This is a genomic window from Burkholderia sp. MSh2, from assembly GCF_000731655.1.
GTDB lineage: Bacteria > Pseudomonadota > Gammaproteobacteria > Burkholderiales > Burkholderiaceae > Burkholderia > Burkholderia paludis.
The window spans coordinates 1-25,484 of the sequence record NZ_JPGM01000001.1 but is presented as its reverse complement, the minus strand read 5'-3'; the positions used below and the strand labels follow the sequence as shown (position 1 = coordinate 25,484).

Below are 25,484 nucleotides of genomic sequence, written 5' to 3'. Positions count from 1 at the left end.
GCAGCCCGCGGGTTGCATGCGCGCCGCGGCGGCCGGCCCGGGTCAGGCGCGGATCGTCATCAGCGCGGGCAGCGTCGAGACGTCCGGCTGCGCGTCGAGGTGCCACAGCCAGTCGAGCGTGCGGCGGGTCTGCGCCGTCTTCCAGTAGGGCCGCACGCACCGGGCGAACTTGGTTTCGAAATCGGCGCGCGTCATCGGATGGTGCGGGAAGCCCGGCAGGTCGTCGACTTCGCGTGCGAACCGGCGCCCGTCGTCGGTCACGACGGTTACGCGGTTCGGCGCGTACTGCGGATAGCGCGCGGTCAACGCCGGGTCCTCCACGACCGTGATCCGTTCGATCAGCGCATGCAGCTTCGGGTCGCGCAGCGCGGCCGGCGTGTAGCTCGCGGTCGTGATGTCGCCGTCGAGCATCGCACGCGCGACCACGTACGGCAGGCTGTGATCGGCGGTCTCGCTGGTCTCGGGCGCCCATTTCTGCCGGTCCTTCCCCGCGGTGACGTAGCCGACCTGCGTCGTCGCGATCTCGATGCTGCGAATGCGCCCGAGGTCGCCGACCTGCGCGGCGACCTCGATCGCCGCCGGAATCGACGTCTGCGTGAGCCCCTGGGCCGGGTAGTACTTCACGATGCAGTCGTTGATGCGGAAACGCCCGCCGCGTCCGCCGAACTGCGTCAGGTCGACGTCGAAGGCGCCCGAGATCTGCTTGAAGAAGCCGGCATTGCCCTCGAAGATCGGCGACGGCCCGGTCAATCCCTCGCGCGCCAGGCGCGTCGCGAAGATCGCGTTGCGCGCGGCGTCCGCGTCGGCCAGCGCCTTCCAGTTCGACAGTTCCTGGATGCGCGTCTGGTTGAGCGCCATGTGCCCGTTGATCGAGAGATTCACGGCCTGCACGAGCTGCGGCCGCGTCAGCGCCATCAGCCGGCCGGTCGCGAGCGCGACGGCCGGCAGGCTGTAGCAGGTGTGATCCCAGCCGCGCGGGCTGATCGCGGCCGCGTCCATCAGGCGGCAATTGATCTCGTAGGCCAGCGCGATCGCGAGGATCAGGTCGCGGCCGCTGCTGCGCTGCGATTCCGCCACGGCCAGGCACGGCGCGACGTTGTCGCTCGGGTGGCCGGTTTCCTTGCCCGCGTACGCGTCGTTCAGGTCGAAATAGCGCAGCGCGGCGCCGTTCGCGAACGCCGCGAGGTCGGGCGTCGTGCGCTGCGCGGTGCCGAGCAGGGTCGACGCGCCGCCGCCCGTCGCAAGCGCGACCTGCCGGGCGATGCGGACCGGCGCTTCGTCGTGGGCGGCGATCGCGCAGCCGAGCGCGTCGATGAAGTGCGACTTGACGGTTTCGACCGTGGCCGCGTCGAGATCCTCGTAGCGCAGCGAGGCGGCGTAATCCGCCAGCCGCTGGGCGAGGGTGTCGGGCGTCGCGAGCGTCTGCGCGCGGGCGTGCAACGGCACGGCGGCCGCGACGGCGGCGCTCGTCAGGGTGGACAGGAAGTGGCGTCGGTTCATGGTGTGGATCATCGTGAAGAAAGGTCGTGAAACGGGCGGACGGAAGCCGGGCGACGCTAGAACAGCTTGCGCATGCCGACGGCGACGCCGAGCGAGCTGTTGCGGTTGCTCGCGAGCGAATAGTTGAGGATGTGGTAGTTGTAGTCGTCGAAATCGAGTGCGGCGCGCCATGCGTAGCCGCCGGTGACGTAGAGCGTGGTGGCCTTCGACAGCGCGTAGTTGAGTTGCACCGTGACCTGCTTCGGGTTGTCGGGGTCGGGCGCCGGCTGGCCGGCCGCGGGATTCTGCTTGCCGATGTCCTCGTAGTAGAACGCGCCGATCACCTGCAGCGCGGGCGTGACCATGTAGCGCGTGCCGAGCCAGTAGAAATTGAAGCGCGTGACGACGCCGGGCGTGGTGACGTTGCCGTTCGCATGGGCGAAGCCCGCGACCAGCTGCGCGACGCCCACCGTGTAGATCGCGGAGGCCGCGTAGCGCCGGAAATGGGTGATGTCGGCGGGCAGCGTGCCGTTGACGTTGTCGTAGGCGGCGGCCACCGACAGCGCCGGCCCCGCGTACTCGAAGCCGATCCCCGAGGCCGCGCCGCTGCGAAACGATCCCGGCGTGCCGCCGAACGAGTAGTGCGCCTGGATCGCGACCGGCCCGTAGGTCACGCGGTATTTCGCCATGTTGTTCTCGCGGAAGTTCTGCCCGACGATCGCGCCGGCGGGCTCGTAGATCGTCGAGTACGCGACGGTCGGCGAGTAGTGTTCCATCACGTCGAAGAGCGTCGTGTACTGGCGGCCCAGGCGCAGCGTGCCCCATGTGTCGTGCTGCAGGCCGACCCAGGCGGCGCGGTCGAAGCCGCCGGAGTTGGTGCCGTTGTTGAGGTTGATCGTGCTTTCCAGCCGGAACACGGCCTGCCAGCCGCCGCCGAGCGCCTCCGCGCCCTTGATGCCCCAGCGCGAGCCGCTTTTGCCGCCGGAGCCCATCCGCACGAGCGAACCGGAGCCGTCCGGCGTGGCGGCGCTCTGGTGCGTGAGGTACTCCATGTAGATATCGGCGACGCCGTACAGCGTCAGGCTGCCTTGCGCGCTCGCGGTGGCCGAGGCCATGCCGAGGCCGCACAGCGCGACCAGCTTCTTTTTCATCGTTGTCTCCTGATTTTCGGTGTTGTTGTTTGGGTGTCGGTCATGCGGATCCGCGCGACAGCCGGCGTGCGACGCGCCGGGCCGGGCCCGCGACGCGCATCGCCGCGCGGCCGCCGGCCGCGTGCGGCCACGAGGCCGTGCCGCGTGCGAACCGGTGCCTAGCGCGGCGCGGCCTGCGCGCGGCTCATGACCGCCCGGCGCCGCGCAAGCACGCGCCGCGCGCGCTCGACCACCGGCGCGTCGACCATCTTTCCGCCGACGCGCAGCGCGCCGAGCCCGTCCGCGCGCGCGGCGTCGTATGCGTCGACCAGCGTTTGCGCGGCCTGGATCTCGTCGTCCGTCGGGGCGAAGGCGCGGTTGAGGATCGGCACCTGCGCGGGATGGATGCAGGTGGCGCCGGCGAAGCCCATGGCCTTCGAGCGTTGCGCCATGCGTGCGAACGCATCGAGATCGTCGAGCGAGTCGGGCGTGCCGGCGAGGCCCAGCGGCAGCACGCCGGCCGCGCGCGCGGCGATGACCAGCAACTGCTTGGGCACGTTCAGCACGTCCGCGCTCGCGTCGCTCTCGCAGTGCAGCGCGAAATCGCCGCCGCCGAGCATCAGCGCGGCGATGCGCGACGATGCGCGGGCGATCCGCGCTCTTGCCTCGAATGCGCCCGGCGTCTCGATCATCGCGATCACGCGGGTCGCGCCGTGTGCGATGGCGTGTTCGTCCTCCAGTTCGCCGAGCAGCGCGTCGACGGCCTCGAGGTGCGACGCGCCGAGAACTTTCGGGATCGCGACGCCGCCGGCTCCGGCGGCCACGGCCGCGCGCAGGTCGAGCGCCAGGTGTTGCAGCGACCCGTTGACCCGCACCAGCACGTCGCTGCCCGCCGCCTTCAGGCGCGGCACGGCCGCCGCCAGCGCGTCGCGCGCGAGCGCCTTCCGGTCGGCCGGCACGCTGTCTTCGAGGTCCAGCAGCAGCGCGTCGGCGCCGCACGTCGCGGCCTTGTCGACGAAGCGCGGGACGTGGGCCGGCACGTACAGCAGCGAGCGCCAGTCGGGTGCGTGGGTGACGAGGTTTTTCATAAGCGATCTTTGAAAATGAAAGTGACTTTCATTTTTTCGTGGATCGTGAGGGTTCGTCAATATCGATGTTTACCCGGAAAAACAAGGCGATTTGAGGCGGGTTCAGAGAGCGACCTGTTTCGTTCCCTGTTGACACGGAGGGCGGCATCCATAAAAATGAAAGTCACTTTTGTTTTTTGTGCGGATGTGCCGCGGCGCCGTCCGGCCCGGTTTTTCTTTGCGAGGTAGGTATGAATGCTCAGGCAGATGGCGGCGTCTCGGCCGTCAATCGCGCGTTGTCGGCGCTGCTGGCGTTCGGCGATGCGCCGAACGGGTTGATGCTCGCGCAGGTCAGCGACGCGACGGGGCTCAACATGAGCACGTTGCTGCGCCTGTTCGAATCGCTCGAGATGTTCCAGTTCGTCAAGCGCATGCCCGACGGCCGCTATGTGCTCGGGCCGGCCACGTTTCATCTCGGCATGATGTACCGCGAGTCGTTCCAGTTGCGCGAACACGCGGTGCCGCTGCTGACGCGGCTGTCGGAGGAAACCGCCGAGACCTCGGCGTTCTACGTGCGCGACGGCAACGAGCGCGTCTGCCTGTTCCGAGCGTATGCGCAGCGCGCCGTCCACACCTACGTACGCGAAGGCGATCGCTTCCCGCTGGAGGCCGGGGCGGCCGGCCGGATCCTGCTCGCGTTCTCCGGCACGCGCGGCGGCGACTACGACAAGGTTGCCGAGCAGGGCTACGCGGTGTCGATCGCCGAGCGCGACCCGGAGAGCGCGGCCATCGCCTGCCCGGTGTTCGGCGTGGGCCGCTCGCTGGCCGGCGCGATCTCGCTGGGCGTGCCGCGCTACCGCTTCAACAAGAAGGTGCTCGCCGATTACCTGCCGCGCGTGCAGGCCGCGGCGAGCGAACTGACCCACACGCTGGGCGGCGATTTGCCGGTATCGGGCAGCGTGCCCGCGGCGATCGGCCCGCAGGGCGAATTGCAGGATTAATCCACCAGGAGAATCGTAATGTCGGAACCCTTGGCGCAAGCCGAAACCGAACCAACCGGCCACGCGGGCCGGATCGGCCCGCTCCACGGCCGCCAGTTCGACGTGGACGCCGAAGGCCCGCTGGCGGGCGTGCGCGTGGTCGACCTGTCGCGGCTGATGGCCGGCAACATGCTGAGCGTGCAGCTCGCGGATTTCGGCGCGGACGTCATCAAGGTCGAGCCGGAGCAGGGCGATACGCTGCGCGCGGTCGGCGCGGGCGGCATCAGCACCAACTGGAAGGTGTACGGGCGCAACAAGCGCAGCGTGTGCGTCGATCTGCACACGCCCGAAGGCATCGACATCGTCTTGGCGCTGGTGCGCGAGGCCGACGTGTTCATCGAGAGCTTCAAGCCCGGCGTGCTCGAGCAGATGGGCCTCGGCCCCGACGTGCTGCTGGCGATCCGGCCGAAGCTCGTGATCGCGCGCATTTCCGGATGGGGGCAGACGGGGCCGTACCGCCACAAACCGGGTTTCGGCACGCTAGCGGAAGGCTATTCGGGTTTTGCCGCGATCAACGGCTTCGCCGACCGCGAACCGGTGTTGCCGCCGATGTTTCTCGGCGACATGACGGCCGGCCTGTCCGGCGCGATCGCCGTGATGGTCGGATTGTGGGCGCGCGACGCGAACGACGCGCCGGGCCAGGTGATCGACGTGTCGCTGTTCGAACCGCTGCTGTCGATCCTCGGGCCTTCCGCCGCGAACTACGCGATGACCGGCAAGGTCAAGCCGCGCACGGGCAGCCGTTCCACCAACACCGCGCCGCGCAACGCCTATCGCACGCGCGACGACCGGTGGCTGTGCCTGTCGAGTTCGACGCAGACGATGGCGGAGCGCCTGTTTCGCGCGATCGGGCGGCCCGATCTCGTGGACGATCCGCGCTATCGCACCAATGTGCTGCGCGTGCAGCATGCGCAGCGGCTCGACGAGATCGTCGGCGAATTCATCGCCGCGCGCGACCTGGCCGACAATCTCGCGTTCTTCGAGGAGGCGGGCGTGACGGCCGGACCGATCCACGATATTAGCCAGGTTGTTCAGGACCACTACGTGATCGAGCGGGAAGCGCTGGTGAATGTACCGGACGAGGACGTCGGCACGCTGCCGATGCACAACATCGCACCGCGCTTCTCGCGCACGCCGGGCACGTTCCGGCGGCCGGCGCCGCGGCTCGGCGAGAACAACCGCGACATCCTCGAGCCGTTGCTGGGCGAACGCGAATTCGAGCGCCTTGCCGAACGCGGGGTGATCCGTCACGGATGAGGATGACCGGGCCCGCGCGTCAGCGGCCCGCGACAACGACAATCGAGGAGACTTTCGACATGAAACCGCGCTGGACACACCGGCCGCCCGGCTCGAACTGGGGCGATTTTGGCGACGACGACCAGAAGGGGCGACTGAACTGGCTCACGCCGCAGAAGACGCTGGAGGGCGTGCGCGAGGTGCGCGAGGGGCGCGTGTTCTCGCTCAGCCTGCCGCTCGACGTGCCGCACGGCGGGGGGCTCAACGCGCGGCGGCGGCCGCCCGCGATCATGCCCGCGCTGCTGCACGGCAAGCCGTACTTCGGCTATCGCGCGGACGAGCAGGTCGCGCATGCGACGGACGTCGTATGCGACGACGCATTCTGCCTGCATTCGCAATTCTCGACCCAGTGGGATGCGCTGTCGCACGTCGGCAGCCTGTTCGATGCGGATGGCGACGGCGATGCGGAAGCCGTGTTCTACAACGGCTACCGGATGGGCGAGCACGTGCGGGTGCCGGAGGACGGCGCGCCGGTAGGCGGCGCCCGCGCGCTCGGCATCGAGCACATGGCGGCGAGCGGCGTGCAGGGGCGCGGCGTGATGATCGACCTGCGGCATCATTTCGGCGATGCGCGTCGCAAGGTCGGCTACGCGGATCTGATGGCGGCGATGCGGGCCGACGACGTCGTCGTCGAGCGCGGCGACATCGTCTGCCTGCATACCGGCTTCGCCGACCTGCTGCTCGAGGCCCGGGGGCCGGGGCCCGCGCCGGACGTGCACGCCGCGTGCTGCGTGCTCGACGGCGACGATCCGCGGCTGCTCGAATGGATCGACACGTCCGGGCTCGCGGCGCTGGTCGCGGACAACCACGCGGTCGAGGAGCGTCCGCGGGCGCCGCTGCCGCGCGCCGAACGCGGGCCGCTGATGCCGCTGCACGCACTGTGTCTCTTCAAGCTCGGCATCCATCTCGGCGAGTTGTGGCACCTCACGCCGCTCGCGCGCTGGCTGCGCGAGCACCGGCGCAACCGCTTCCTGCTGACGGCGCCGCCGCTGCACCTGCGCGGCCTCGTCGGCTCGCCGGTCAATCCGGTCGCGACCGTCTGAGCGCGGCGCGACGCCCGAATTCCTTTCCGGAGACAGCAGCATGTCCAACTCAACCGCGCTTGCCGTGACGGCGCGCATCGACCGTCTGCCGCCGACGGCCAGCATCTGGGGCCTCGTGCTGATGCTGAGCGTCGGCGGCTTCTTCGAGGTCTACGACCTGTTCCAGATGACGTACCTGCCGGCCGGCCTCGTCAGCGACGGAATCTTCCACGTCGGCGCGAAGGGCCTGTTCGGCCTGTCCGACCAGGCGACGCTCGGCGCGGCCACGTTCATCGGCCTGTTCATCGGCGAAATCGCCGTGGCGCGGCTGGCCGACCGTTTCGGGCGGCGCGCCGTGTTCACCGGCTCGCTGCTGCTCTATACGCTGGCGAGCCTCGCGATGTGCGTGCAGCAAACCGCGATCGGCATCCACCTGTGCCGGCTGGTCGCCGGTATCGGCGTGGGCGCCGAGCTGATCACCATCGGCGCTTACCTCACCGAACTCGTGCCGAAGGGCATGCGCGGCCGCGCCTTTGCCGTGTGTTTCGCGATCGGCTATCTCGCGATGCCGGTGCTCGCGCTCGCGTCGTGGCTGCTCATCCCGCGTGCGCCGCTCGGCCTGTCCGGCTGGCGCTGGGTGATTCTCCTGGGCGGCAGCGGCGCGGTGATCGTCTGGTGGCTGCAATCGCGCATTCCTGAATCGCCGCGCTGGCTCGCGATGCACGGCCGCGCGGACGAAGCCGAGGCGGTGCTGGCGGCGATCGAGGCGCGCGTCGCGCGCGAGCACGGCCGGCCGTTGCCCGAGGTGCCGCCAGTCGCGGCGGGCGAGGCGGGCACAGCGCGCGCGGTGTCGATGTGGGATGCCGGCCTGCGCGGCCGGACGCTGATGCTGATCGCGTTCAACGCGTGCCTGAGCATCGGCTTCTTCGGCTTCAGCCAGTGGCTGCCGAGCCTGCTGGCCGCGCGGGGCACGCCCGTGACGCAGAGCCTGCTCTATGCGTTCCTGATCGCGTTCGCGTATCCGCTTTCGCCGCTCGCGGCAGGCCTGTTTTCCGATCGCATCGAGCGCAAGTGGCTGATCGTGGCGGCGGCGTTCGGCGTTGCGCTGTTCGGGACGGCATTCGCGATGTCGTCGTCGGTCGCTGCCGTGATCCTGTTCGGCATCCTGATCACGTTCTGCAACACGACGCTCGCGAGCAATGCGACCGCGTATCAGGCCGAGGTCTTCCCGACCGCGATCCGCAGCCGCGCGCTGGGGTTCGTCCATTCGTTCGGGCGGCTGACCGGCGTGGCGAGCAGCTACCTGATCGCGCTGATCCTCGCGCATCTCGGCGTGCCGGCGGTGTTCGCGCTGATCGGCGCGAGCATGCTGGTCGTGATGCTGTCGATCGGGATCTTCGGGCCGCGCACCAACCGGCGTTCGCTCGACGAGATCGCGGCGCCTGAGGAAGTGTCGGCGGAGGCGTCCGGTGCGCCGGGCCGGTATCGCGGGCCGGCCGTGCGCGTGAGGCAGCGGTAGTCGGGCTGCGTGGGCTTGTGCACGCGTGTTGCGGGATCGGGTTCGCGTTCGGGCTTGAGATCGGACTCGGACTCGGACTCGGACTCGCGTTCGGAATCAGGCGCGCATTCAGCTCATGCTCAGGCGTAGCGCGTCAACCTGGAACGAGCCACACGATCACCAGATACCGGGCGACTTTCGCGACGGTGACGATCGCGAGGAACGACGGCAACGGCTCGCGCAGCACGCCCGCGATCATTGTCAGCGGATCGCCGATCACGGGCGCCCAGCTCAGCAGCAGCGACCAGCGGCCGTAGCGCGCATACCAGCGCTCGGCGCGCGCGAGGGCGGCGGGCTTGACGGGAAACCAGCGGCGTTCGCGAAAGTGCTCGATGCCGCGCCCGAGCGCCCAGTTGATCACGGAGCCGGCGACGTTGCCGATGCTCGCGACGAGCACCAGCGCCCACGCAGGCTCCCGCCCGGCGAGCAGCAGGCCGGCGAGCACGGCTTCGGACTGGAGCGGGAACAGGGTCGCGGCGACCATCGACACGGCGAACAGGCCGCCGTAAGTGAGCAATTCGGACATCGTGCGATTGTACCGGGCGTGCACCCGGCGCCCTGGCGCGCGGCGCCACGAATGCGTCGATCGCGAGGCGGGCGGGACAGCCGCGCAGGCCGACCGGCGCGAGCAGGCGTTGCAGGCGGCGCGTGACAGGCTTCGTCAGGCCGCCCGGCAGACCGGCAGACCGGCAGACCGGCAGACCGGCAGACCGACAGACCGACAGACCGACAGACCGACAGACCGACAGACCGACAGACCGGCGAAACGGCGAAACGGCGAAACGGCGAAACGGCGAAACGGCGAAACGGCGAAACGGCGAAACGGCGAAACGGCGAAACGGCCGCGAACCTCGCGCATTCGGCGCTCGACTGCTTGTTCAATGCACCTGACGGTTGCCGGGAAAAAGTCCGTCGATCCGGCCGTTCAGTTCCAGCCGACCATGATCGCGCCCATCCCGACCAGCAGCCCGCCGGTCACGCGATTCATCGCGCGCATGCGCGCCGGGCGATCCAGCGCGCGGCTCAGTCGGTGCGAGAACAGCGCCATCGACGCCACGCCGCCGGCGAACAGTACCGCGAACGTCGCCGCGAGCAGCAGGAACTGCTGGTTCAGGCTCCAGTCGGCGCCCGGGACGATGAACTGCGGAAAGAACGACGGAAAGAACAGCAGCGTCTTCGGATTCAGGCCCGAGGTCGCGACGCCGCGCCAGAACAGCGCGCGATGCGACTCGGTTGCCGGCGGTAGCGCGTCGGCCGGCCGGGCCGAGTTGACCGAGTTGACCGAGTTGACCGAGTCGGCTGAGTCGGCTGAGTCGGCCGACGCGACGGGGCCGACGGCCGGTGCACGACTGAGCCATTGCTTGCAACCGAGCCAGACGAGGTAGGCCGCGCCGGCCCAGCGCAGCACGGTCAGCGCGCGTTCGTCGAGAACCACCAGGGAATTGAGGCACAGCGCGGTCAGCGCGAGTTGCAGCAGCACGGCCAGCGTGCCGCCCCAGACGCATGGCAGCGCGCGGCGCCAGCCGGCGCGGAGCGCCTGGTTCATCGTGAGCAGGTTGACGGGGCCGGGGGCGTAGACGAGAACGGCGGAAGCCGCGAGGAACGAGAGGTAAAGCCTGAACGACATGACGGGTAGGGCAGGAACAGGAACACGGGCGCCGAGGCCGCGCGGCCGGATAGGCGCGCGGGCGGCGGGGAATCGCATGCCTGCTGGCCGGCTCCGCAACTCGTGATTGCGGTCGGGCGTCCCGGTGCGAAGGGGTTGTCGCGGGGAGCGTGCCGGGCAACGGGCATGGGAAAAATATATCAAGGGGCCGGATTAAAAGGCTTCCGCTTTTCCACACAAACCGACACAAATCCGGAATGTCGTTCAGATAGAATCCGGGTTTTCAGTAGAAAGTTCTTCTCGCCATGGCCACACGCGAACGCTCGCCGAAAACACTCGACAGCCAGGACCGCAAGATCCTCGGTGCACTGCAGAAGAATGCGCGCCTGTCGAACGCCGAACTGGCCGAACAGATCGGCATGTCGACCACCGCGTGCTGGAACCGCACGCGGCAACTGGAAATGGACGGCTACATCGACGGTTACGTCGCGCTCGTCAACCAGCGGAAGCTGGGCTATGCGGACATCGTGATCCTCGAGGTCACGCTCGATCGCCACGAGGACGACGCGCTCGCGCGCTTCGGCGAGGAACTCGCCGCGCTGCCCGAGGTGCTCGAGGCGTATCTGGTGTCGGGGGAGTACGACTACTGGATCAAGGTCGCGGTGGACGGCACGGCCGGCTACGAACGTTTCCTGCGCGAAAAGTTGTACAAGATTTCGAGCATCCGCCACAGCCGCTCGATGTTTGCGCTGCGGTGCATGAAGGACGTGCCGTCGATTCAGGTGTGATGCGGGCGGGAGCGGGTACGCGGCCGTCGTCGGAACGACGGCGCATGGAGGGCGATGGCGCGGCCCAAGCAGACGGTTTGCCGGGAGGCAACGCCCAGGATTGCGCGGTCCGGCGTCAGGGCCGGTAATACGGATGAATCTTCTTTGGGAAACGAGCCGACGCAACCGTTCGGCGGCCGATGACGGTGCGTAGCCCGCCCGGTCGAGCGGGGAACAAAGCCGCGCCGATGCCGATCGGCGTCGGCATCGACTTCAAGACGGTCCTGGCGTTACGCCCGATCGATTCCGACGCGCTCCAGACACTGCGAGCGCCGTCAACCGGGACGACTCCTGCCTGTTTTCACGTGACTTGCCCGTCATGCCGATGCCCGGACGCGGCGGCCTCATGGCGCGCGTTCGTGCAAGCGGAACCGGATGCTGGCCCGTGCCGCCGGCCGGCGGCCTGTACCGCTCAGTGCGGCAGACGTGCGTGTGCTTCGGCGATGACTTCGCAGTTCTCGAGGTGGAGTGCCCAGGCTTCCGCAAGCAGCTCGCCCATACGTGCGAGCCAGCCAGCGGATTCGGTGGAACGGTCGGAAATATTAGACGTTTTCATGACGAAGCCCCGTATAGGTGGCGAGTTAGGGATAACCCTAATCATAGCGAAACGTCTCCGCCTTGTGAAATGCGATTTCGTTATATGAGAATTACTGACACTTTATGTTGCTGCTTCGCAACATGAGGGCCAGATGCCTTTGCGTGATGCCCAGGCGCGACGAGGCCGCGCCGGCATGGCCTCGCATGGAGTCGTCTAGGGAGTTCACGCCGCGCCGCGCGGCGCGACCGTGGTGACGGGTAGCGCTTAGCCGCCGATCCACCCGAACCGCCACGACAGGCGGCGCGTCACGGCGAGCAGGGTCTGCGCGAGGGCGCTGTCGGGCCCGCGCGGGAAGCCGCGCGACGAGCCGATGATCGCGATGACCAGCCGGATGCTGCCGGTGTGGTCGAACACGGGGGCGGCGACCGTCCCGATACCCGGCACCGGCGCGTCGAAGGCGAAATCGAGTCCGTCGGCGCGAATCGTCGCGAGCCGGGCGCGGAACGCGTCGTCGGCCCGCACGGCGGCGTTGCCCGCGAGGCGCACGGGTTCGTCGGCGAGCAGGTCGGCCAGCACGTCGTCGGACATGCCGGCCGCGAAGATGCGTCCGATCGCCGTATTGACGAGCGACATCACCGTGCCGACCTGCAGGCTCACGTGCTGCGGCCGCGCCGATTCCTCGAGGCGGATCACGGTCGGGCCGAGCGGCCCGAGCGTCGCGGTCGCCACGCTCATGTCGGTCGCGCCGGCCAGCGCGACGATCTCGGCTTCCGCATCGCGCGTCGGCGACACGCGCTGCATCGCGATCAGGCCGAGCGCCTGCCCGAGCGGGCCGCCGCCGAAGCAGCCGGCGTCGTCGCGGCTCAGCAGGCCGATCTTCTGCAGGCTGACGAGATGCGGAAAGGCTTTCGCGGCCGGCATGCCGGCCGCCGCCGCCAGATCGCGCAGCGGCAGCGCGCGGCCCGCCGACACCAGGGCGAGCAGCAGCTCCCCGGTGCTGTCGAGCGCATGGATGCCGCGCTGCGCCTTCGCATCGTCGGCGAGCGCGGGCGGCACGCGCAAGGCGGCCGGAGCCGGGGCGGGCGCGGGCAGCCCGGCGTCGTGCGCCGCGCCGAGCGACGCGGTGGCCTGCCGTGCCGCGTTGCGCAGCGCCGCCGCGATCGGGCCGTCCCAGCCGACATCGATCGAGCCGGTCGAGCCGATCGCCGTCAGCGCGAGCTGCAGCCTGCCCGCCGCGTCGAACACCGGCACGCACATCGCACTGACACCGGGGCTCGGCAGGTCGACGCCGCGCTCGATGCCGCGCGCGCGGATCGCGTCGAGTTCGGCGGGCGGCACGCCGGCGTCCGGCACGGGCTGCTCCGCGCCGGCAAGCGTGTCGCCCGCGCCGGCCTGGCTGGCCGCCATCGCGTCGCATTGCGCGGGATCGCCGAACGCGCGGAACACGCGGCCGGTCGCCGTCGTGTCGAGCGACATCACCGAGCCGACGTGCAGGTTCACGTGCAGCGGATAGCCGCCGTGCTCGATGCGCACGATCGTCGGCCCGAGCGCGCCCGGCACCGACAGCGCGACGCTGAAGCCCACCGTTTCCGCGAGCCGCGCCGCGTGCGGCAGCGCCGCGCGATAGGCCGGCTGCCGCTCGATCGACATCAGCCCGAGCCGCAGCGACAACGGGCCCGGCTCGTAGTTGCCGGTGATCGCGTCGCGCTTCACGAGCGCGAGCCGCGTCAGGCTGACGAGATAGGTGTGCGCCTGCGCGGTCGACAGGTCGGCCGCCGCGGCCAGCTCCGACAGGCCGAGCGGCTTGCGCCGGCGCGCGAGCGCGTCGAGCAGCCGGCCGCCGACCTCGACACTCTGGATGCCGCGCTGCGCCTTGGGCGGCGCGTCGTCCGCGCTGACTTCGTGATTCTGCACGCGATGATTCTTCCGTTGACGAAACCCCGCATGGTATCCGACGCCATTTCTCGCGCCAGCCCGCAGGTTTACCCGTATTAGACAATAGCAAGTGACTTTGTCATTGACAAATAATCGACGCGGGAAGATGATCCGCTCACTCCCCTCAACACATGGCTCGCAGCCACGGAACGCAACATGGCCAAAGCATTTGCCTCTCAAGCCGATCTGGAAGAGAAGAAAGTCACCTGGACGCAACTGTCCGAGAACGCCTACGCGTACACCGCCGAAGGCGATCCGAACTCGGGCGTGATCGTCGGCGACGACAGCGTGCTGATCGTCGACACGACCGCGACGCCCGCGATGGCGCAGGACCTGATCGCGAAGATCCGCAGCGTGACCGACAAGCCGATCAAGCATGTCGTGCTGTCGCACTATCACGCGGTGCGCGTGCTCGGCGCGTCCGCCTATTTCGACGAAGGCGCGCAGCACGTGATCGCGAGCCGCGGCACCTACGAAATGATCGTCGAGCGCGGCGAGGCCGACATGAAGTCGGAGATCGAGCGTTTCCCGCGCCTGTTCGCCGGGGTCGAGACGGTGCCGGGCCTGACCTGGCCGACGCTCGTGTTCGAGCGCGAGATCACGCTGTTCCTCGGCAAGCTCGAAGTGAAGATCATGCATGTCGGCTCGGGCCACACGAAGGGCGACACGATCGTCTGGCTGCCGTCGCAGAAGGTGCTGTTCTCGGGCGACCTCGTCGAATACGACGCCGCGTGCTACTGCGGCGACGCCCAGCTCGAACAGTGGCCGGCCACGCTCGAGGCGCTGCGCGCGCTCGGCGCCGAGAAGCTCGTGCCGGGCCGCGGCCCCGCGCTGCTGAATCCGGCCGACGTGAACAAGGGCCTCGACTACACGAAGGATTTCGTGACGACGCTGCTCGCGCAGGGCCGCAAGGCCGTCGAGCAGAAGCTCGACCTGAAGGCGTCGATGGCGCTCACGCGCGAAGCGATGGATCCGAAGTTCGGCCACGTGTTCATCTACGAGCATTGCTTGCCGTTCGACGTGTCGCGCGCGTTCGACGAAGCGAGCGGCATCACGCACCCGCGCATCTGGACGGCGCAGCGCGACAAGGAAATGTGGGCCGCGCTGCAGGACTGACCGGCTGGCGCACGCGGGGCGTCCGGCACGGCGTCCCGCCGGTTTCCTGAAGCGGCGAGCGGCCGCGGCTTTCCGCCGTCATCCCGCTCGCCGTATCCGATCTCACAAGAAAGCAGGGCGCACGTACGCCCTGGGAGACGGCTGCGCGCCCGAATCGCGCGGCCTGTTTGGAGAGAGACATGCCCCAATCGCTTCCCGCCGAAGCGGCGCTCGCGCACGCGAGCGCTTCGGCCGGCGCGTCCGCCGCAACGGACGACGCGCTGCTGTTCCGCAAGATCGCCTGGCGGATCGTTCCGTTCCTGTTCCTCTGCTACGTCGTGTCGTTCCTCGACCGCATCAACATCGGCTTCGCGCAGTTGCAGATGAAGCACGACCTCGGCTTCAGCGATGCGATGTACGGCCTCGGCGCGGCCGTGTTCTACGTCGGTTACGTGTTCTGCGAAGTGCCGAGCAACATGCTGCTCGCCCGTTTCGGCGCGCGCCGCACCTTCACGCGGATCATGCTGCTGTGGGGCCTCGCGTCGACCGGGATGATGTTCGTGTCGCAGCCGTCGCATTTCTACGTGCTGCGCTTCCTGCTCGGCGTGTTCGAAGCCGGCTTCTTTCCCGGCATCGTGCTGTACCTGACCTACTGGTTTCCCGCGAACCGGCGCGCGGCGGCGATCTCGGTGTTCTTCGCGGGCGTCGCGGTGGCCGGCGTGCTCGGCGGCCTGATGTCGGGCTGGATCATGCGCGACATGAGCGGCGTGCTCGGGATGCACGGCTGGCAGTGGATGTTCGCGATCGAAGGCGCGCCGGCGATCCTGCTCGCGTTCGCCGCGTTCACGTTCCTGGTCGACCGGCCGCAGGACGCCGCGTGGCTCACGTCCGATGAAAAGGCGCGGGTCGCCGCGCTGTGCGCCGACGGCCGCAACCGCGGCAACGCGCACGATACTCGCAGCCTCGCGGCCGCGCTCGCGAACCCGCGCGTGTACCTGTTCGCGTTCATCTATTTCTCGCTGACCTGCGCGTCGCTGACGCTCAACTTCTGGATGCCGCTGATGATCCGCGACTTCGGCGTGACCGACGTCGTCGCCGTGAGCCTCTACACGGTGGTGCCGAACGCGGTCGGCGCGGTGGGGCTGGTCCTGATCGCGCGCCGTTCGGATCGTACCGGCGAGCGCCGCAGGCACTTCGCGTGCTGCACGATCGGCGGCGGGCTCGCGCTCGCGGCGCTGACGCTGCACCTGCACAGCTTCGCGGCGATGCTCGCGTGCCTGTCGATCGCGGCGACGCTGATCTTCGCCGCGCTGCCGATTTTCTGGGCCGTGCCGACCCGCTACCTGTCGGGCAACGCGGCCGCGGCCGGGATCGCGCTGATCAGCAGCATCGGGATCACGAGCGGCATCGTCAGCCCGTGGGTGATCGGGATGATCCGCACGCGCACCGGCAGCATGGATCTCGCCGTGTATCTGCTGGCCGCGCTGCTGGTGGCGAGCGGCATCGCGCTGATGCTCGGCGTGAAGCCGGAGCCGGCCGGCCGCGACTGAACCCCGGCCGGGCGCCGCTCGCGGGTGGCGGCGCCTGGCACGTCACGTTTCATCCCGCCTGCCAGACAATCCATCGAGGAGACGATCGATGTCAGCCCCTCTTCAAGCGGACGCGGCGCATGCCGTCGCGTCCGGCGCGGCGTCAACCGGCGACGATGCGCTGTACCGCCGCATCGGCCTGCGGATCGTGCCGTTCCTGTTCATCTGCTACATCGTGTCGATCCTCGACCGCAGCAACATCGGCTTCGCGCAGTTGCAGATGCGGCAGGATCTCGGCCTGACCGACGCGATGTACAGCCTCGGCGCGGTGCTGTTCTTCGTCGGCTACGTGCTGTTCGAGGTGCCGAGCAATGCGCTGCTGCGCCGCTTCGGCGCGCGCCGCACGTTCGCGCGGATCATGTTCCTGTGGGGCACCGTGTCGGTCGCGATGATCACCGTCGACAGCGCGAAGCATTTCTACGTGCTGCGCTTCCTGCTCGGGCTGTTCGAGGCCGGCTTCTTTCCGGGCGTGGTGTTCTACCTGACGTACTGGTACCCGGCGCGGCGCCGCGCGTCGGTGCTGTCGATCTTCTATGCGGGCGTCGCGGTGGCGGGAATGGTCGGCGGGCTGCTGTCCGGCTGGCTGATGCGCGGGATGTCGGGCGTGCTCGGGCTGCACGGCTGGCAATGGATGTTCGCGATCGAGGGCGCGCCCGCGATCCTGCTCGGCGTGATCGCGTGGTTCTGGCTGTGCGATCGTCCCGAACAGGCGCACTGGCTGTCGGACGCCGACCGTCAACGGCTCGCGGCCGACCTGTCCGCCGACCGCGCCGCTGCCGAGGCGCACGCGCCGCGTTCGCTGCGGCAGGTGCTGGCCGAACCGCGCACGTACCTGTTCGCGTTCATCTATTTCTCGCTGACCACCGCGCTGCTGATGCTGCTGTTCTGGATGCCGCTGATGATCCGCGAATTCGGCATTCACGACGTCGTGCAGATCAGCCTGCTGTCGGTGGTGCCGAACGCGATCGGCGCGGCCGGCCTGATCGTGATCGCGCGGCGCTCCGACCGCAAGCGCGAACGGCGCCGGCACTTCGCCGCGTGCGCGTTCGGCGGCGCGGCGGCGCTCGCGCTGCTGACGCTGCATCTGCCGAGCATTGTCGCGATGATGGCGCTGCTGTCCGTCGCGGCGATGCTGATCTTCGCCGCGCATCCGGTGTTCTGGGCCGTGCCGTCCGCGTATTTCTCGGGCGCCGGCGCGGCGGGCGGGATCGCGCTGATCAGCAGCATCGGCGTGTCGAGCGGGATGATCACGCCGTGGCTGGTCGGGTTGATCCGAACGAAAACCGGCAGCATGGACCCGGCGATGCTGATGATCGCCGCGTTGCTGGCCGCGTGCGCGGTCGCGATGCTGCTGGGCGTGCGGGCGGCGCCGCGTGCGCAAGCGGCGTGACGCCGGCGGTGACGGCGCGGTTCAATGGAAGGACAGAAACAGCCCGGGCAGGACCAGCAGGCCGTGCAGCACCAGCGCTCCGTGGATCACGCCGCCGCGCGCCTGCAGGTCGATCGACAGGCAGGCGATCGCCGAGATGAGCCCGATGGCGGACAGGCCTGCCGTCCAGAACAGCGCGGTCATGAGCACGCGAACGCCGGTGTACGGATCGTCCATCGAACTGGCGTACAGGTAGCCGACAACAAGCGCCAGCAGCTCGACGAGCGCGACGACGAGAAGGCCTGACGCGATTCGCGCGGTTCGTTTGGTCTTGTCCATGGCAAGTCGAGGTGAGCAGGGCCCGGGGAGCGAGCCTACACGATCCATCCCGAATATGGTGCGCAACGGGTGGGGCCGGAAGCAGAGAGCGGGAAGCCGGAAGCGGCCCGCCCGACATCGCGCCGGCTACGCCCGATAGACCTCGATCCGGTTGCGGCCGCGTTCCTTCGCGAGATAGAGCGCCTTGTCGGCGCGCGACAGCGGCTGGTATGCGCCGAAGTCCGACGCCCGCATCGCGTCGATGCCGATGCTGACGGTCAGCGTCACCTGCTGATCCTCGTGCATCAGCCGCGCCTGGATCGCGCGTTGCTGCACGCGCTGCGCGAATGCCAGCGCCGTGTCGAGATCCGACCTCGGCAGCACGATCGCGAATTCCTCGCCGCCGACCCGGCCGACGATGCCGTCCGGCCCGGTTTCCGCGAGCAGCAGCCGTGCGAAATGGCGGAGCGCGCGGTCGCCGACCGGGTGGCCCCAGCGGTCGTTCAGCGCCTTGAAGTGATCGAGATCGAGCATCAGCACCGCGGCGGTCCGGCCGGTCGTGCGCACGTCGCGCAGCGCGGCTTCGCTTTGGCGCATGAACGCATGGCGGTTCGACAGGCGCGTCAGATGGTCGGTCGTCGCCATCCGGTGCAGCTCCGCCTCGATGTGCTTGCGCTCGGTCGCGTCGGTGATGAAGCCGTGCCATACGGTGCCGCCGTCGGCCGTGCGCTGCGGGCGCGCGTCGCCTTCGCGCCAGCGCAGGCCCTGGCCGGGCAGCAGCACGCGATATTCGAGGCGCCACGGCGTCAGTCGCGCCGACGATTCGTGCAGCGACTGCCGGTACGCGGCCAGGTCGGCGGGATGGATGCGCGTCTCGACCGCTTCCGCGCCGCGGGCAATCTGCTCGGGCGTCAGCTCGTAGATGTCGCGTACTCCCGCGCTTGCGTAGGAAAAGAAGCGGCGCCCGTTGGGCGCCTGCTGCAACTGGAACACGAGCCCGGGCACGTGGTCGGTGAGGTCCGTGACGAGCGCGGCCGCGTCGCGCAACCGCGCGGCCAGCTCGCGCAGCGCGGTGATGTCCGTGGTCGTGCCGACCATGCGCAGCGCGCGGTCGTTGCGGTCGCGGCTGATCACCTTGCCGCGGCTGCGGATCCACTTGTACGTACCGTCCTTGCAGCGGACGCGATGCTCGACCTCGTAGCAGCCGGTGCGGCGCTCGAAGTGCGCGAGCATCGCGGCCTTCACGTCGTCGCGGTCGTCCGGATGCAGCCGCTCGTACGCATCCTCGATCCGCGTGCTCAGCTCGTGCGGCGCGTAGCCGAGCATGGCCTTCCAGGCCGGCGAGTAATGGATCTCGCCGCTCTCCACGTTGCGATCCCATACGCCGGTGCCGCTTTCGGTGAGCGCGAGCGTCATCAGCGAGCTGTGCTCCTCGACGGCGGCGAGCCGTTCGCGCAGTGCGGCGGCTTCGGCGGCACGGGCCAGCGCGGCTGCGGCCAGCGCGGCGAGGTCGCGCAACTGCGCGCATTGCGCGGCGTCGAGCGGCGCGCGCGCGCCGTCGACGATGCACAGCGTGCCGAGGTGCGCGCCGTCGGGCGCGGCCAGTTCGCACGATGCGACGATTCGCGGAGCGTCCTGCGTGCCGCCGTTGCGCTGTACGTTCCCGTTGGCATTCCATACGACGAGCGGACTGCCGGCGGACGCTCCGCATGCGTCGTGCGGCGGCGGGCACCCGTCGGGAAGCCGATCGGGAAGCCGATCGGGAAGCCGGTCGGGAAGGGATTCGACAGACGGTTCGAGATGCGGATCGGGCAGCGTGCCGTCGGCCGCGAGCACACGTTGCGCACCGGCCGCGGTGCGCGCGACGAACGCGCCGGCGGCGCCGAAATGCGCGCGCGCGAGACGGCAGACGGCTTCCAGTTCCGGCAGTGGCGGGAGCGTCGGCTGACGATCGGCCGGCGCGTGCGCGGAGGACGGCGCATCGCCGGTCTCGGTGATGAACATACGGACCCGCATGGTCGAATTCCGCTACGGACGATGGCCCTCGTGACCGGACGCATGCCGGTCGGACGAGGCGGCTTGAGGACTGCAATCGCAGAGCTTACTGTCGCGCGGAATGCATGGCAAGCCGGCCGCAATCGGCTGGCGGCCCACGTCATTTGCGCCGGTCGGGAAAGAATCCGGTGGCATCTTTCCGCAGATGAATGACGCGATCGATGCCCGCCCGGAAGCGGGCGGCGGAGCCCCGGATGACGGCGGCCGACCGGCTGCGCGTCATCGCGTCGTGCCGCATGTCGCCAGGCGCGCGGGTTGCGTTCGAACGACGGGGCGATCCGTGCTCAGCGTGCGGGCGCGTAGCGCGGCGCGGGCGTGGCGGCGGACAGGTGCGGCATCATCGTGCGGCGCGCGGCCTCGTACGCAGCCCATTCGTCACCGGCATGCAGCGACGGGATCGTCACGAGCTCGCCGCGATCGAAGCCGACCAGCGCCGCGTCGACCATGTCGGACGCGGGCATCACGATTTCCTTCGGCAGATGCGCGAGCGGCAGGCCGCCGGTCTGCCAGAAATCGGTGGCCGTCGCGCCGGGCAGCACGGCCTGCACCTGCACGCCCTTGTCGGCGAGCTCGTGATGCAGCGACTGGCTGAACGCGAGCACGAACGCCTTGCTGCCGCCATAGACGCCGTTCAGCGTTTCCGGCGAGATCGCGACGATCGACGCGATGTTGATCACGGCGCCGCGGCCGCGCGCGACGAAGCCGGGCACCGCCGCATAGGTGAGGCGCGTGAGCGCGGTCACGTTCAGGTCGATCAGCCGCGTCATCGCGTCGACGTCGCTGTCGAGCAGCGGCGTGTGCGTGCCGACACCCGCATTGTTCACGAGCAGCGTGATGCTCGCGTCTTCTTTCAGCTTCGCCTCGACGGCGGCGAGCGCCGCGCGGTCGTTGAGGTCGGCGTCGACGATCTCGACGCTGCGCTGCGTGTCATTGGTGATGCGGTCGGCGAGGGCGGCCAGCCGGTCGCGGCTGCGCGCGACCAGGATCAGGTCGTAGCCGCGGCGCGCGAGCCGGTCGGCGTAAATCGCGCCGATGCCCGACGAGGCGCCGGTAACGAGGGCGGTACCGCGATGTGCTTGCGTCATGATGTGCTCCGTTTCGATGTAGATGGCCGGATGGCGTGAAGCCATTCTGGTCCCGGTTCGCCGCGACACAAATGACGTAGATGGGTATGATTCAGGACATTGGCCCGGCCGACGGGCCCGGGACGGGAGAACACGCATGCATCGAATCGGTTTTCTGATCAGCGACGGGTTCCAGATCATGGCGCTCGCCGCGCAGTCGGTGTTCGAATACGCGAACCTGGGCGCGGCCGGGCCGTTCTACGCGATGAACAGCTATTCGGTCGACGGCGGCGAGGTGCGCTCGTCGCTCGGGCTGCCGGTCGCCACGCGCGCGCTGCGCGGGCGGATCGACGTCGATACGTGGATCGTCGCCGGCGTCAACGATCCGCTCGCGTCGCCGGCGCCGGCCGGCGTCGTCGCGTTCCTGCGGCGCGCCCATGCGCGGGCGCGGCGGGTGGCGGGCATCTGCACGGGCGCGTTCGTGCTGGCCGAGGCGGGGCTGCTCGCGCAGCGCCGCGCGACGACGCACTGGGCCTACGGCCGCGACATGCAGCGGCATTACCCGGAGATTCGCGTCGAGGAAGACCGGATCTACATCGTCGACGGTCCGGTCTGGACCTCGGCCGGGATGACGGCCGGCCTCGACCTCGCGCTCGCGATGGTGGAGAAGGATCTCGGCGCGGACGCCGCGCGCTCGGTCGCGCACAAGCTCGTGATGCCCCAGCGGCGGGCAGGCGGCCAGTCGCAGCATTCGGAAATGCTGGATCTCGCGCCGAAATCCGACCGGATCCAGAACGCGCTGAGCTACGCGCGGCAGAATCTCGGCCAGGCGCTGACCGTCGAGAGTCTGGCCGAAGCCGTGCACCTGAGCCCGCGTCAGTTCAGCCGCGTGTTCACGCTCGAAACGGGGCAGTCGCCCGCGAAGGCGATCGAGCGGCTGCGGCTCGAGTCCGCGCGGCTGATGATCGAGCAGAGCCGCCATCCGCTCGACGTGATCGCGAAGGAAAACGGCTTTCGCGACCGCCGGCACATGCGCGAGGCGTTCGTGCGCGGGTTCGGCGTGCCGCCGCAGGCGATGCGGCGCGATGCGCGGGCGGACGAACGCGAGCTGGCCTGAACGCGTCAGGCGCAGCCAATCGGCAGATGGGCATGGAACTGCGTACGACGATGATCCGGGCGTCGGTGAACGCGCGGGTCACGATCGGCGAGGCCATCCGCGCGACGGTCGCGGCGGCGATGCGGCAGTCGGCAGCGACAACCTGGGGTTGTGCGCGGGCCGGCTTTCCGGAAGGCGGGGATGCAGCGGCGGATGGTGTCGGCGCGTGTCGGTGGGCATGGCATGCCGCCGGCAAGGTTTGCCGCCGGGGCGATCGGGACGATCGGTGCGCGTGCCGTCAATCGCGCGGTTCGCCGGCCGACTTGGCGGCGCGGAGCGCGATGCGGCAAGCGGATGAACGCGTGCGTCAGCGGCGCCCGGATACCCGGCCGACGCTCAGCGTGTGACGAACGGCGCGGCGTCGCCCGGCGCCGTGCGCGCGTGCTTGCGCTGCCGCAGCAGTGCGACGCGGCAGTTCTCGCGCGCGGTTTCGCGGCCGTCGTCGTCGAGCAGCACGAGATCGCCGCGCATCACGTTGAGCGTGATCACGTCCTCGCCCGGCGCGCCGAGCGTTTCCGGCGTATGCACCGAGCCGGCCGGCTCGAGCACCGTCGAGCCGGCGTGCGCGACCCAGTCGTATTCGAGATAGCGCCACGCGCCCTGCAGCGTATGGACGAACACTTCCCCGTCGTGACGATGGCGCGGCAGCGTGCCGCCGGCCGGCATCTTCAGCAGCGCGGTCAGCGTGTCCTCGGCCGCGTTGATGTGCAGGTACTTGATCGCCAGCCCCGGCAGCCCGTCGCTCATCGGCAGCCACGGCAGCGCTTCGCCGGGCAGGCACGAGATCGGCGGCAGGTCGGTGGGGAGCGGGGCGGACGGCTGCGTCATGGCGGGAGCGGAGCGGAAATGAAGAGCCCGCATTATCGCAGAGCCCGGTTGCGCGGCCGAACGGGGGACGTTTTGCACCGGTCGTCGGCAGGGGGGCGCCTCGGTAACGGCATGCCGGTTGCTCATCGATACCTACAGTAAAACTGTACAGTTTTTCTGTAGATGAACTATCATCCAGCCATGAATACGCCATCCCCGCCCCCCGAAGCGCTCCCCCTGGCCGTTCTCGCCGGAGAACTCCGCATCTCGGTCGGCAAGCTGATGCGGCGCATGCGGGAGCAGACCCACCCGAACGACCTCACGTCCTCGCAGAAATCGGTCCTGCTGCGGCTCGATCGCGACGGTCCCGCGACCGTGTCGGCGCTTGCGCGCGCCGAAAGCGTGCGCCCGCAGTCGATGCGCGTGACGGTCGCGACGCTCGAGTCGCTGGGCGCCGTCAGCGGCGCACCCGACCCGAGCGACGGGCGGCAGACGCTGATCGCGCTCACCCCCGCCTTCCGCAAGGTGCTGCAGGCCAACCGCGCGGCCAAGGACGACTGGCTGTTCTGCGCGCTGCACGCACAGTTGTCGGCGCGGGAACAGGCCGAACTCGGCTCGGCCGTGAAACTGCTGCAGCGGCTCGCCGAATTCCAGGAAGCCGCGCGTCCGTAACCCCCTCGATCCGCCTGACGGAAGGAAAGCCCGAACATGAACCTCCTGCATCTCGCGTCGTACTTCCTCGGCGGCGCGTTTCTCACGAACGCCGTGCCGCATCTCGTGAGCGGGCTGCGCGGCGAGCCGTTCCAGACGCCGTTCGCGAATCCGCCGGGGCGCGGGCTGTCGTCGTCGACCGTCAACGTCGTCTGGGGCTGCGTGAATCTCGTGATCGGCTATGTGCTGGTCGGTCGGGTCGGCGCGTTCGACCTGAAGCTCACGGCCGATGCGGCCGCGCTCGGCGCCGGCATCCTCGCGTTCGGCCTGTTCATCGCACGGCGCTTCGGCGCGCTGCACGGCGGCAACGATCCCGAGCGGGAGCGGCCATGAGCGTGCCGGCGGCAGGCGTGTTCCGCTCGCTTCGCAGCTTCAACTACCGCGTCTGGGCGATCGGCGCGCTGGTGTCGAACATCGGCACGTGGATCCAGCGCACCGCGCAGGACTGGCTGGTGCTCACGCAACTGACGCATCACGACGCGTCCGCGGTCGGCACGGTGATGGCGCTGCAGTTCGGGCCGCAGCTCCTGCTGTTGCCGTGGACCGGCTATGCGGCCGATCGTTTCGACCAGCGCAAGCTGCTGATGGTGACGCAGGGATTGATGGGCGTGCTGGCGCTGGGGCTCGGCGTGCTGACCGTCACCGGCGTCGCGCGGCTCGAACATGTCTACGTATTCGCGTTCCTGTTCGGTTGCACGTCGGCGTTCGACGCGCCCGTGCGGCAGACTTTCGTCGCGGAACTGGTCGGCGACCGCGAGCTTGCGAACGCGGTCGCGCTCAACTCGACGTCGTTCAACGCCGCGCGGATGATCGGCCCGGCGGCGGCCGGCTTCCTGATCGCGTCGGTCGGCACCGGCTGGGCGTTTTTCGCCAACGGGCTCAGCTTCTTCGCGGTGCTGGCGTCGCTGCTGCTGTTGCGCGAGGACGAACTGCGACCGAACCTGCGCGCGGGCCGCTCGCGCGGCGGCCTGCTCGACGGGTTCCGCTACGTGTGGCGGCGCGACGACCTGAAGGCGATCCTCGTGATGCTGTTCCTGATCGGCACGTTCGGGCTCAATTTCCAGCTGTTCATCTCGACGATGGCGGCCAGCGTGTTCCATGTCGATGCGCGCGGTTTCGGCGTGCTGTCGTCGATGATGGCGGTCGGCACGGTGTCCGGCGCGCTGCTCGCCGCACGCCGCGAGCAGCCGCGTTTCCGGCATCTGTGGTTCGGCGCGGCGCTGTTCGGGCTCGGCTGCACGCTCGCCGCGCTGGCGCCGGGCTACTGGCTGTTCGGCGCCGCGCTCGTGCTGACCGGGATTGCCGCGATCACCTTCATGAACTCGACCAACAGCCTGATGCAGCTGTCCACCGAGCCGGCGATGCGCGGTCGCGTGATGGCGCTGCGCCTCGCGGTCGCGCTTGGCGGCACGCCGCTCGGCGCGCCGGTCGCGGGCTGGGTCGCGAACCATCTCGGCCCGCGCTGGGCGCTCGGCGTCGGCGCCGCGTCGGGCTTCGCGGCCGCGCTCGTCGCGACGCATTTCGTGAAGCGCAGCCGCGCACAGGCGCAAGCCGACGGCGCGCTCGACCGGTTTGACGGCGGCTGAACGGTGACCCGGCAGGGCCGCCGCTGCGCTTGCCTGTTCCGTCACCGAGCGTAGGCTGCCGCACCGGCCACCGGCCACCGGCCACCGGCCACCGGCCACCGGCCACCGGCCACCGGCCACCGGCCACCGGCCACCGGCCACCGCCCACCGCCCACCGCCCACCGGCCACCGGCCACCGGCCACCGGCCACCGGCCACCGGCCACCGGCCACCGGCCACCGGCCACCGGCCACCGGC

The 25,484-nt window shown here is 69.5% G+C and carries 24 protein-coding genes; 13 read left to right on the top strand and 11 right to left on the bottom strand.

Annotated features, from left to right (window positions below):
* Nucleotides 1–42: 42 nt before the first annotated feature.
* The 3 genes from GQ57_RS00115 to GQ57_RS00105 all read right to left on the bottom strand — a co-directional run bounded on the left by GQ57_RS00115 (nt 43) and on the right by GQ57_RS00105 (nt 3,697).
* Nucleotides 43–1,500 (bottom strand): MmgE/PrpD family protein, encoded by a 1,458-nt coding sequence (locus tag GQ57_RS00115; RefSeq protein ID WP_034196839.1) that lies wholly within the window; start codon nt 1,498–1,500, stop codon nt 43–45.
* A gap of 56 nt (nt 1,501–1,556) precedes the next feature.
* Nucleotides 1,557–2,630 carry a porin gene (locus tag GQ57_RS00110; RefSeq protein ID WP_034196715.1) on the bottom strand — a complete coding sequence of 358 codons (1,074 nt, stop codon included), beginning with the start codon at nt 2,628–2,630 and terminating at the stop codon, nt 1,557–1,559.
* A 158-nt stretch (nt 2,631–2,788) separates the two neighbouring features.
* Nucleotides 2,789–3,697, bottom strand: a complete 909-nt coding sequence (locus GQ57_RS00105; protein ID WP_034196714.1) for an HpcH/HpaI aldolase/citrate lyase family protein — start codon at nt 3,695–3,697, stop codon at nt 2,789–2,791.
* Between the two features lie 230 nt (nt 3,698–3,927).
* Here GQ57_RS00105 and GQ57_RS00100 point away from each other — a divergent pair, with 230 nt between their 5' ends.
* The 4 genes from GQ57_RS00100 to GQ57_RS00085 are packed head-to-tail and all read left to right on the top strand — an operon-like array spanning nt 3,928 to nt 8,553.
* Nucleotides 3,928–4,677 (top strand): IclR family transcriptional regulator, encoded by a 750-nt coding sequence (locus GQ57_RS00100; RefSeq protein WP_031402114.1) that lies wholly within the window; start codon nt 3,928–3,930, stop codon nt 4,675–4,677.
* Between the two features lie 18 nt (nt 4,678–4,695).
* Nucleotides 4,696–5,973, top strand: coding sequence for a CaiB/BaiF CoA transferase family protein (locus GQ57_RS00095; protein WP_034196713.1), 1,278 nt, complete (start codon nt 4,696–4,698; stop codon nt 5,971–5,973).
* Between the two features lie 59 nt (nt 5,974–6,032).
* Nucleotides 6,033–7,055, top strand: a complete 1,023-nt coding sequence (locus tag GQ57_RS00090; RefSeq protein ID WP_034196712.1) for a cyclase family protein — start codon at nt 6,033–6,035, stop codon at nt 7,053–7,055.
* Nucleotides 7,056–7,095: 40 nt separating this feature from the next.
* A complete protein-coding gene (locus GQ57_RS00085) occupies nt 7,096–8,553 on the top strand; it encodes an MFS transporter (protein WP_063934546.1) in 1,458 nt (485 codons plus the stop codon).
* Nucleotides 8,554–8,686: 133 nt separating this feature from the next.
* On the opposite strand, the gene GQ57_RS00080 is transcribed toward GQ57_RS00085, so the two are convergent.
* Together GQ57_RS00080 and GQ57_RS00075 are read right to left on the bottom strand one after the other, a co-directional pair.
* Nucleotides 8,687–9,118 (bottom strand): YqaA family protein, encoded by a 432-nt coding sequence (locus GQ57_RS00080; protein WP_031402110.1) that lies wholly within the window; start codon nt 9,116–9,118, stop codon nt 8,687–8,689.
* 399 nt (nt 9,119–9,517) lie between these two features.
* Nucleotides 9,518–10,219 carry a LysE family translocator gene (locus GQ57_RS00075; protein WP_034196711.1) on the bottom strand — a complete coding sequence of 234 codons (702 nt, stop codon included), beginning with the start codon at nt 10,217–10,219 and terminating at the stop codon, nt 9,518–9,520.
* Nucleotides 10,220–10,503: 284 nt separating this feature from the next.
* Between GQ57_RS00075 and GQ57_RS00070 the strand changes: the two genes are divergently transcribed.
* Nucleotides 10,504–10,986 (top strand): Lrp/AsnC family transcriptional regulator, encoded by a 483-nt coding sequence (locus GQ57_RS00070; RefSeq protein ID WP_031402108.1) that lies wholly within the window; start codon nt 10,504–10,506, stop codon nt 10,984–10,986.
* 451 nt (nt 10,987–11,437) lie between these two features.
* Here the strand turns inward: GQ57_RS00070 and GQ57_RS38065 are convergent, their stop codons facing one another.
* Nucleotides 11,438–11,581, bottom strand: a complete 144-nt coding sequence (locus GQ57_RS38065; RefSeq protein ID WP_235212790.1) for a hypothetical protein — start codon at nt 11,579–11,581, stop codon at nt 11,438–11,440.
* 246 nt (nt 11,582–11,827) lie between these two features.
* Nucleotides 11,828–13,477 carry an IclR family transcriptional regulator gene (locus GQ57_RS00065; protein ID WP_034196710.1) on the bottom strand — a complete coding sequence of 550 codons (1,650 nt, stop codon included), beginning with the start codon at nt 13,475–13,477 and terminating at the stop codon, nt 11,828–11,830.
* Between the two features lie 177 nt (nt 13,478–13,654).
* Between GQ57_RS00065 and GQ57_RS00060 the strand changes: the two genes are divergently transcribed.
* From GQ57_RS00060 to GQ57_RS00050, 3 genes are all read left to right on the top strand, one after another.
* A complete protein-coding gene (locus tag GQ57_RS00060; RefSeq protein WP_031402106.1) occupies nt 13,655–14,614 on the top strand; it encodes an MBL fold metallo-hydrolase in 960 nt (319 codons plus the stop codon).
* A 179-nt stretch (nt 14,615–14,793) separates the two neighbouring features.
* Complete coding sequence (locus GQ57_RS00055) at nt 14,794–16,143, top strand: MFS transporter (RefSeq protein WP_034196709.1); 1,350 nt, start codon at nt 14,794–14,796, stop codon at nt 16,141–16,143.
* 88 nt (nt 16,144–16,231) lie between these two features.
* Entirely contained in the window at nt 16,232–17,572 is a 1,341-nt protein-coding gene (locus GQ57_RS00050; RefSeq protein WP_034196708.1) for an MFS transporter, read from the top strand.
* Nucleotides 17,573–17,593: 21 nt separating this feature from the next.
* Here GQ57_RS00050 and GQ57_RS00045 read toward each other — a convergent pair whose 3' ends face one another.
* From GQ57_RS00045 to GQ57_RS00035, 3 genes are all read right to left on the bottom strand, one after another.
* Entirely contained in the window at nt 17,594–17,890 is a 297-nt protein-coding gene (locus tag GQ57_RS00045) for a hypothetical protein (protein ID WP_034196707.1), read from the bottom strand.
* Between the two features lie 126 nt (nt 17,891–18,016).
* Complete coding sequence (locus GQ57_RS00040) at nt 18,017–19,885, bottom strand: sensor domain-containing diguanylate cyclase (RefSeq protein WP_235214991.1); 1,869 nt, start codon at nt 19,883–19,885, stop codon at nt 18,017–18,019.
* A 323-nt stretch (nt 19,886–20,208) separates the two neighbouring features.
* Nucleotides 20,209–21,009, bottom strand: coding sequence for an SDR family NAD(P)-dependent oxidoreductase (locus GQ57_RS00035; RefSeq protein WP_031402101.1), 801 nt, complete (start codon nt 21,007–21,009; stop codon nt 20,209–20,211).
* 136 nt (nt 21,010–21,145) lie between these two features.
* Here GQ57_RS00035 and GQ57_RS00030 point away from each other — a divergent pair, with 136 nt between their 5' ends.
* Nucleotides 21,146–22,105 (top strand): GlxA family transcriptional regulator, encoded by a 960-nt coding sequence (locus GQ57_RS00030; protein ID WP_034196705.1) that lies wholly within the window; start codon nt 21,146–21,148, stop codon nt 22,103–22,105.
* Nucleotides 22,106–22,137: 32 nt separating this feature from the next.
* Nucleotides 22,138–22,491 carry a hypothetical protein gene (locus GQ57_RS00025; RefSeq protein WP_152603150.1) on the top strand — a complete coding sequence of 118 codons (354 nt, stop codon included), beginning with the start codon at nt 22,138–22,140 and terminating at the stop codon, nt 22,489–22,491.
* Here the strand turns inward: GQ57_RS00025 and GQ57_RS00020 are convergent.
* On the bottom strand, nt 22,481–22,972 hold the full coding sequence (locus tag GQ57_RS00020) for a 2,4'-dihydroxyacetophenone dioxygenase family protein (RefSeq protein ID WP_031402098.1): 492 nt from the start codon (nt 22,970–22,972) through the stop codon (nt 22,481–22,483). The genes GQ57_RS00025 and GQ57_RS00020 overlap by 11 nt on opposite strands.
* Before the next feature lie 162 nt (nt 22,973–23,134).
* On the opposite strand from GQ57_RS00020, the gene GQ57_RS00015 reads away from it, so the two are divergent.
* The 3 genes from GQ57_RS00015 to GQ57_RS00005 are packed head-to-tail and all read left to right on the top strand — an operon-like array spanning nt 23,135 to nt 25,248.
* Nucleotides 23,135–23,623 carry a MarR family winged helix-turn-helix transcriptional regulator gene (locus GQ57_RS00015; RefSeq protein ID WP_425321983.1) on the top strand — a complete coding sequence of 163 codons (489 nt, stop codon included), beginning with the start codon at nt 23,135–23,137 and terminating at the stop codon, nt 23,621–23,623.
* Nucleotides 23,624–23,659: 36 nt separating this feature from the next.
* On the top strand, nt 23,660–23,995 hold the full coding sequence (locus GQ57_RS00010; protein ID WP_034196703.1) for a hypothetical protein: 336 nt from the start codon (nt 23,660–23,662) through the stop codon (nt 23,993–23,995).
* Complete coding sequence (locus GQ57_RS00005) at nt 23,992–25,248, top strand: MFS transporter (RefSeq protein WP_034196702.1); 1,257 nt, start codon at nt 23,992–23,994, stop codon at nt 25,246–25,248. The genes GQ57_RS00010 and GQ57_RS00005 overlap by 4 nt, the downstream gene beginning before the upstream one ends.
* Nucleotides 25,249–25,484: the final 236 nt, after the last annotated feature.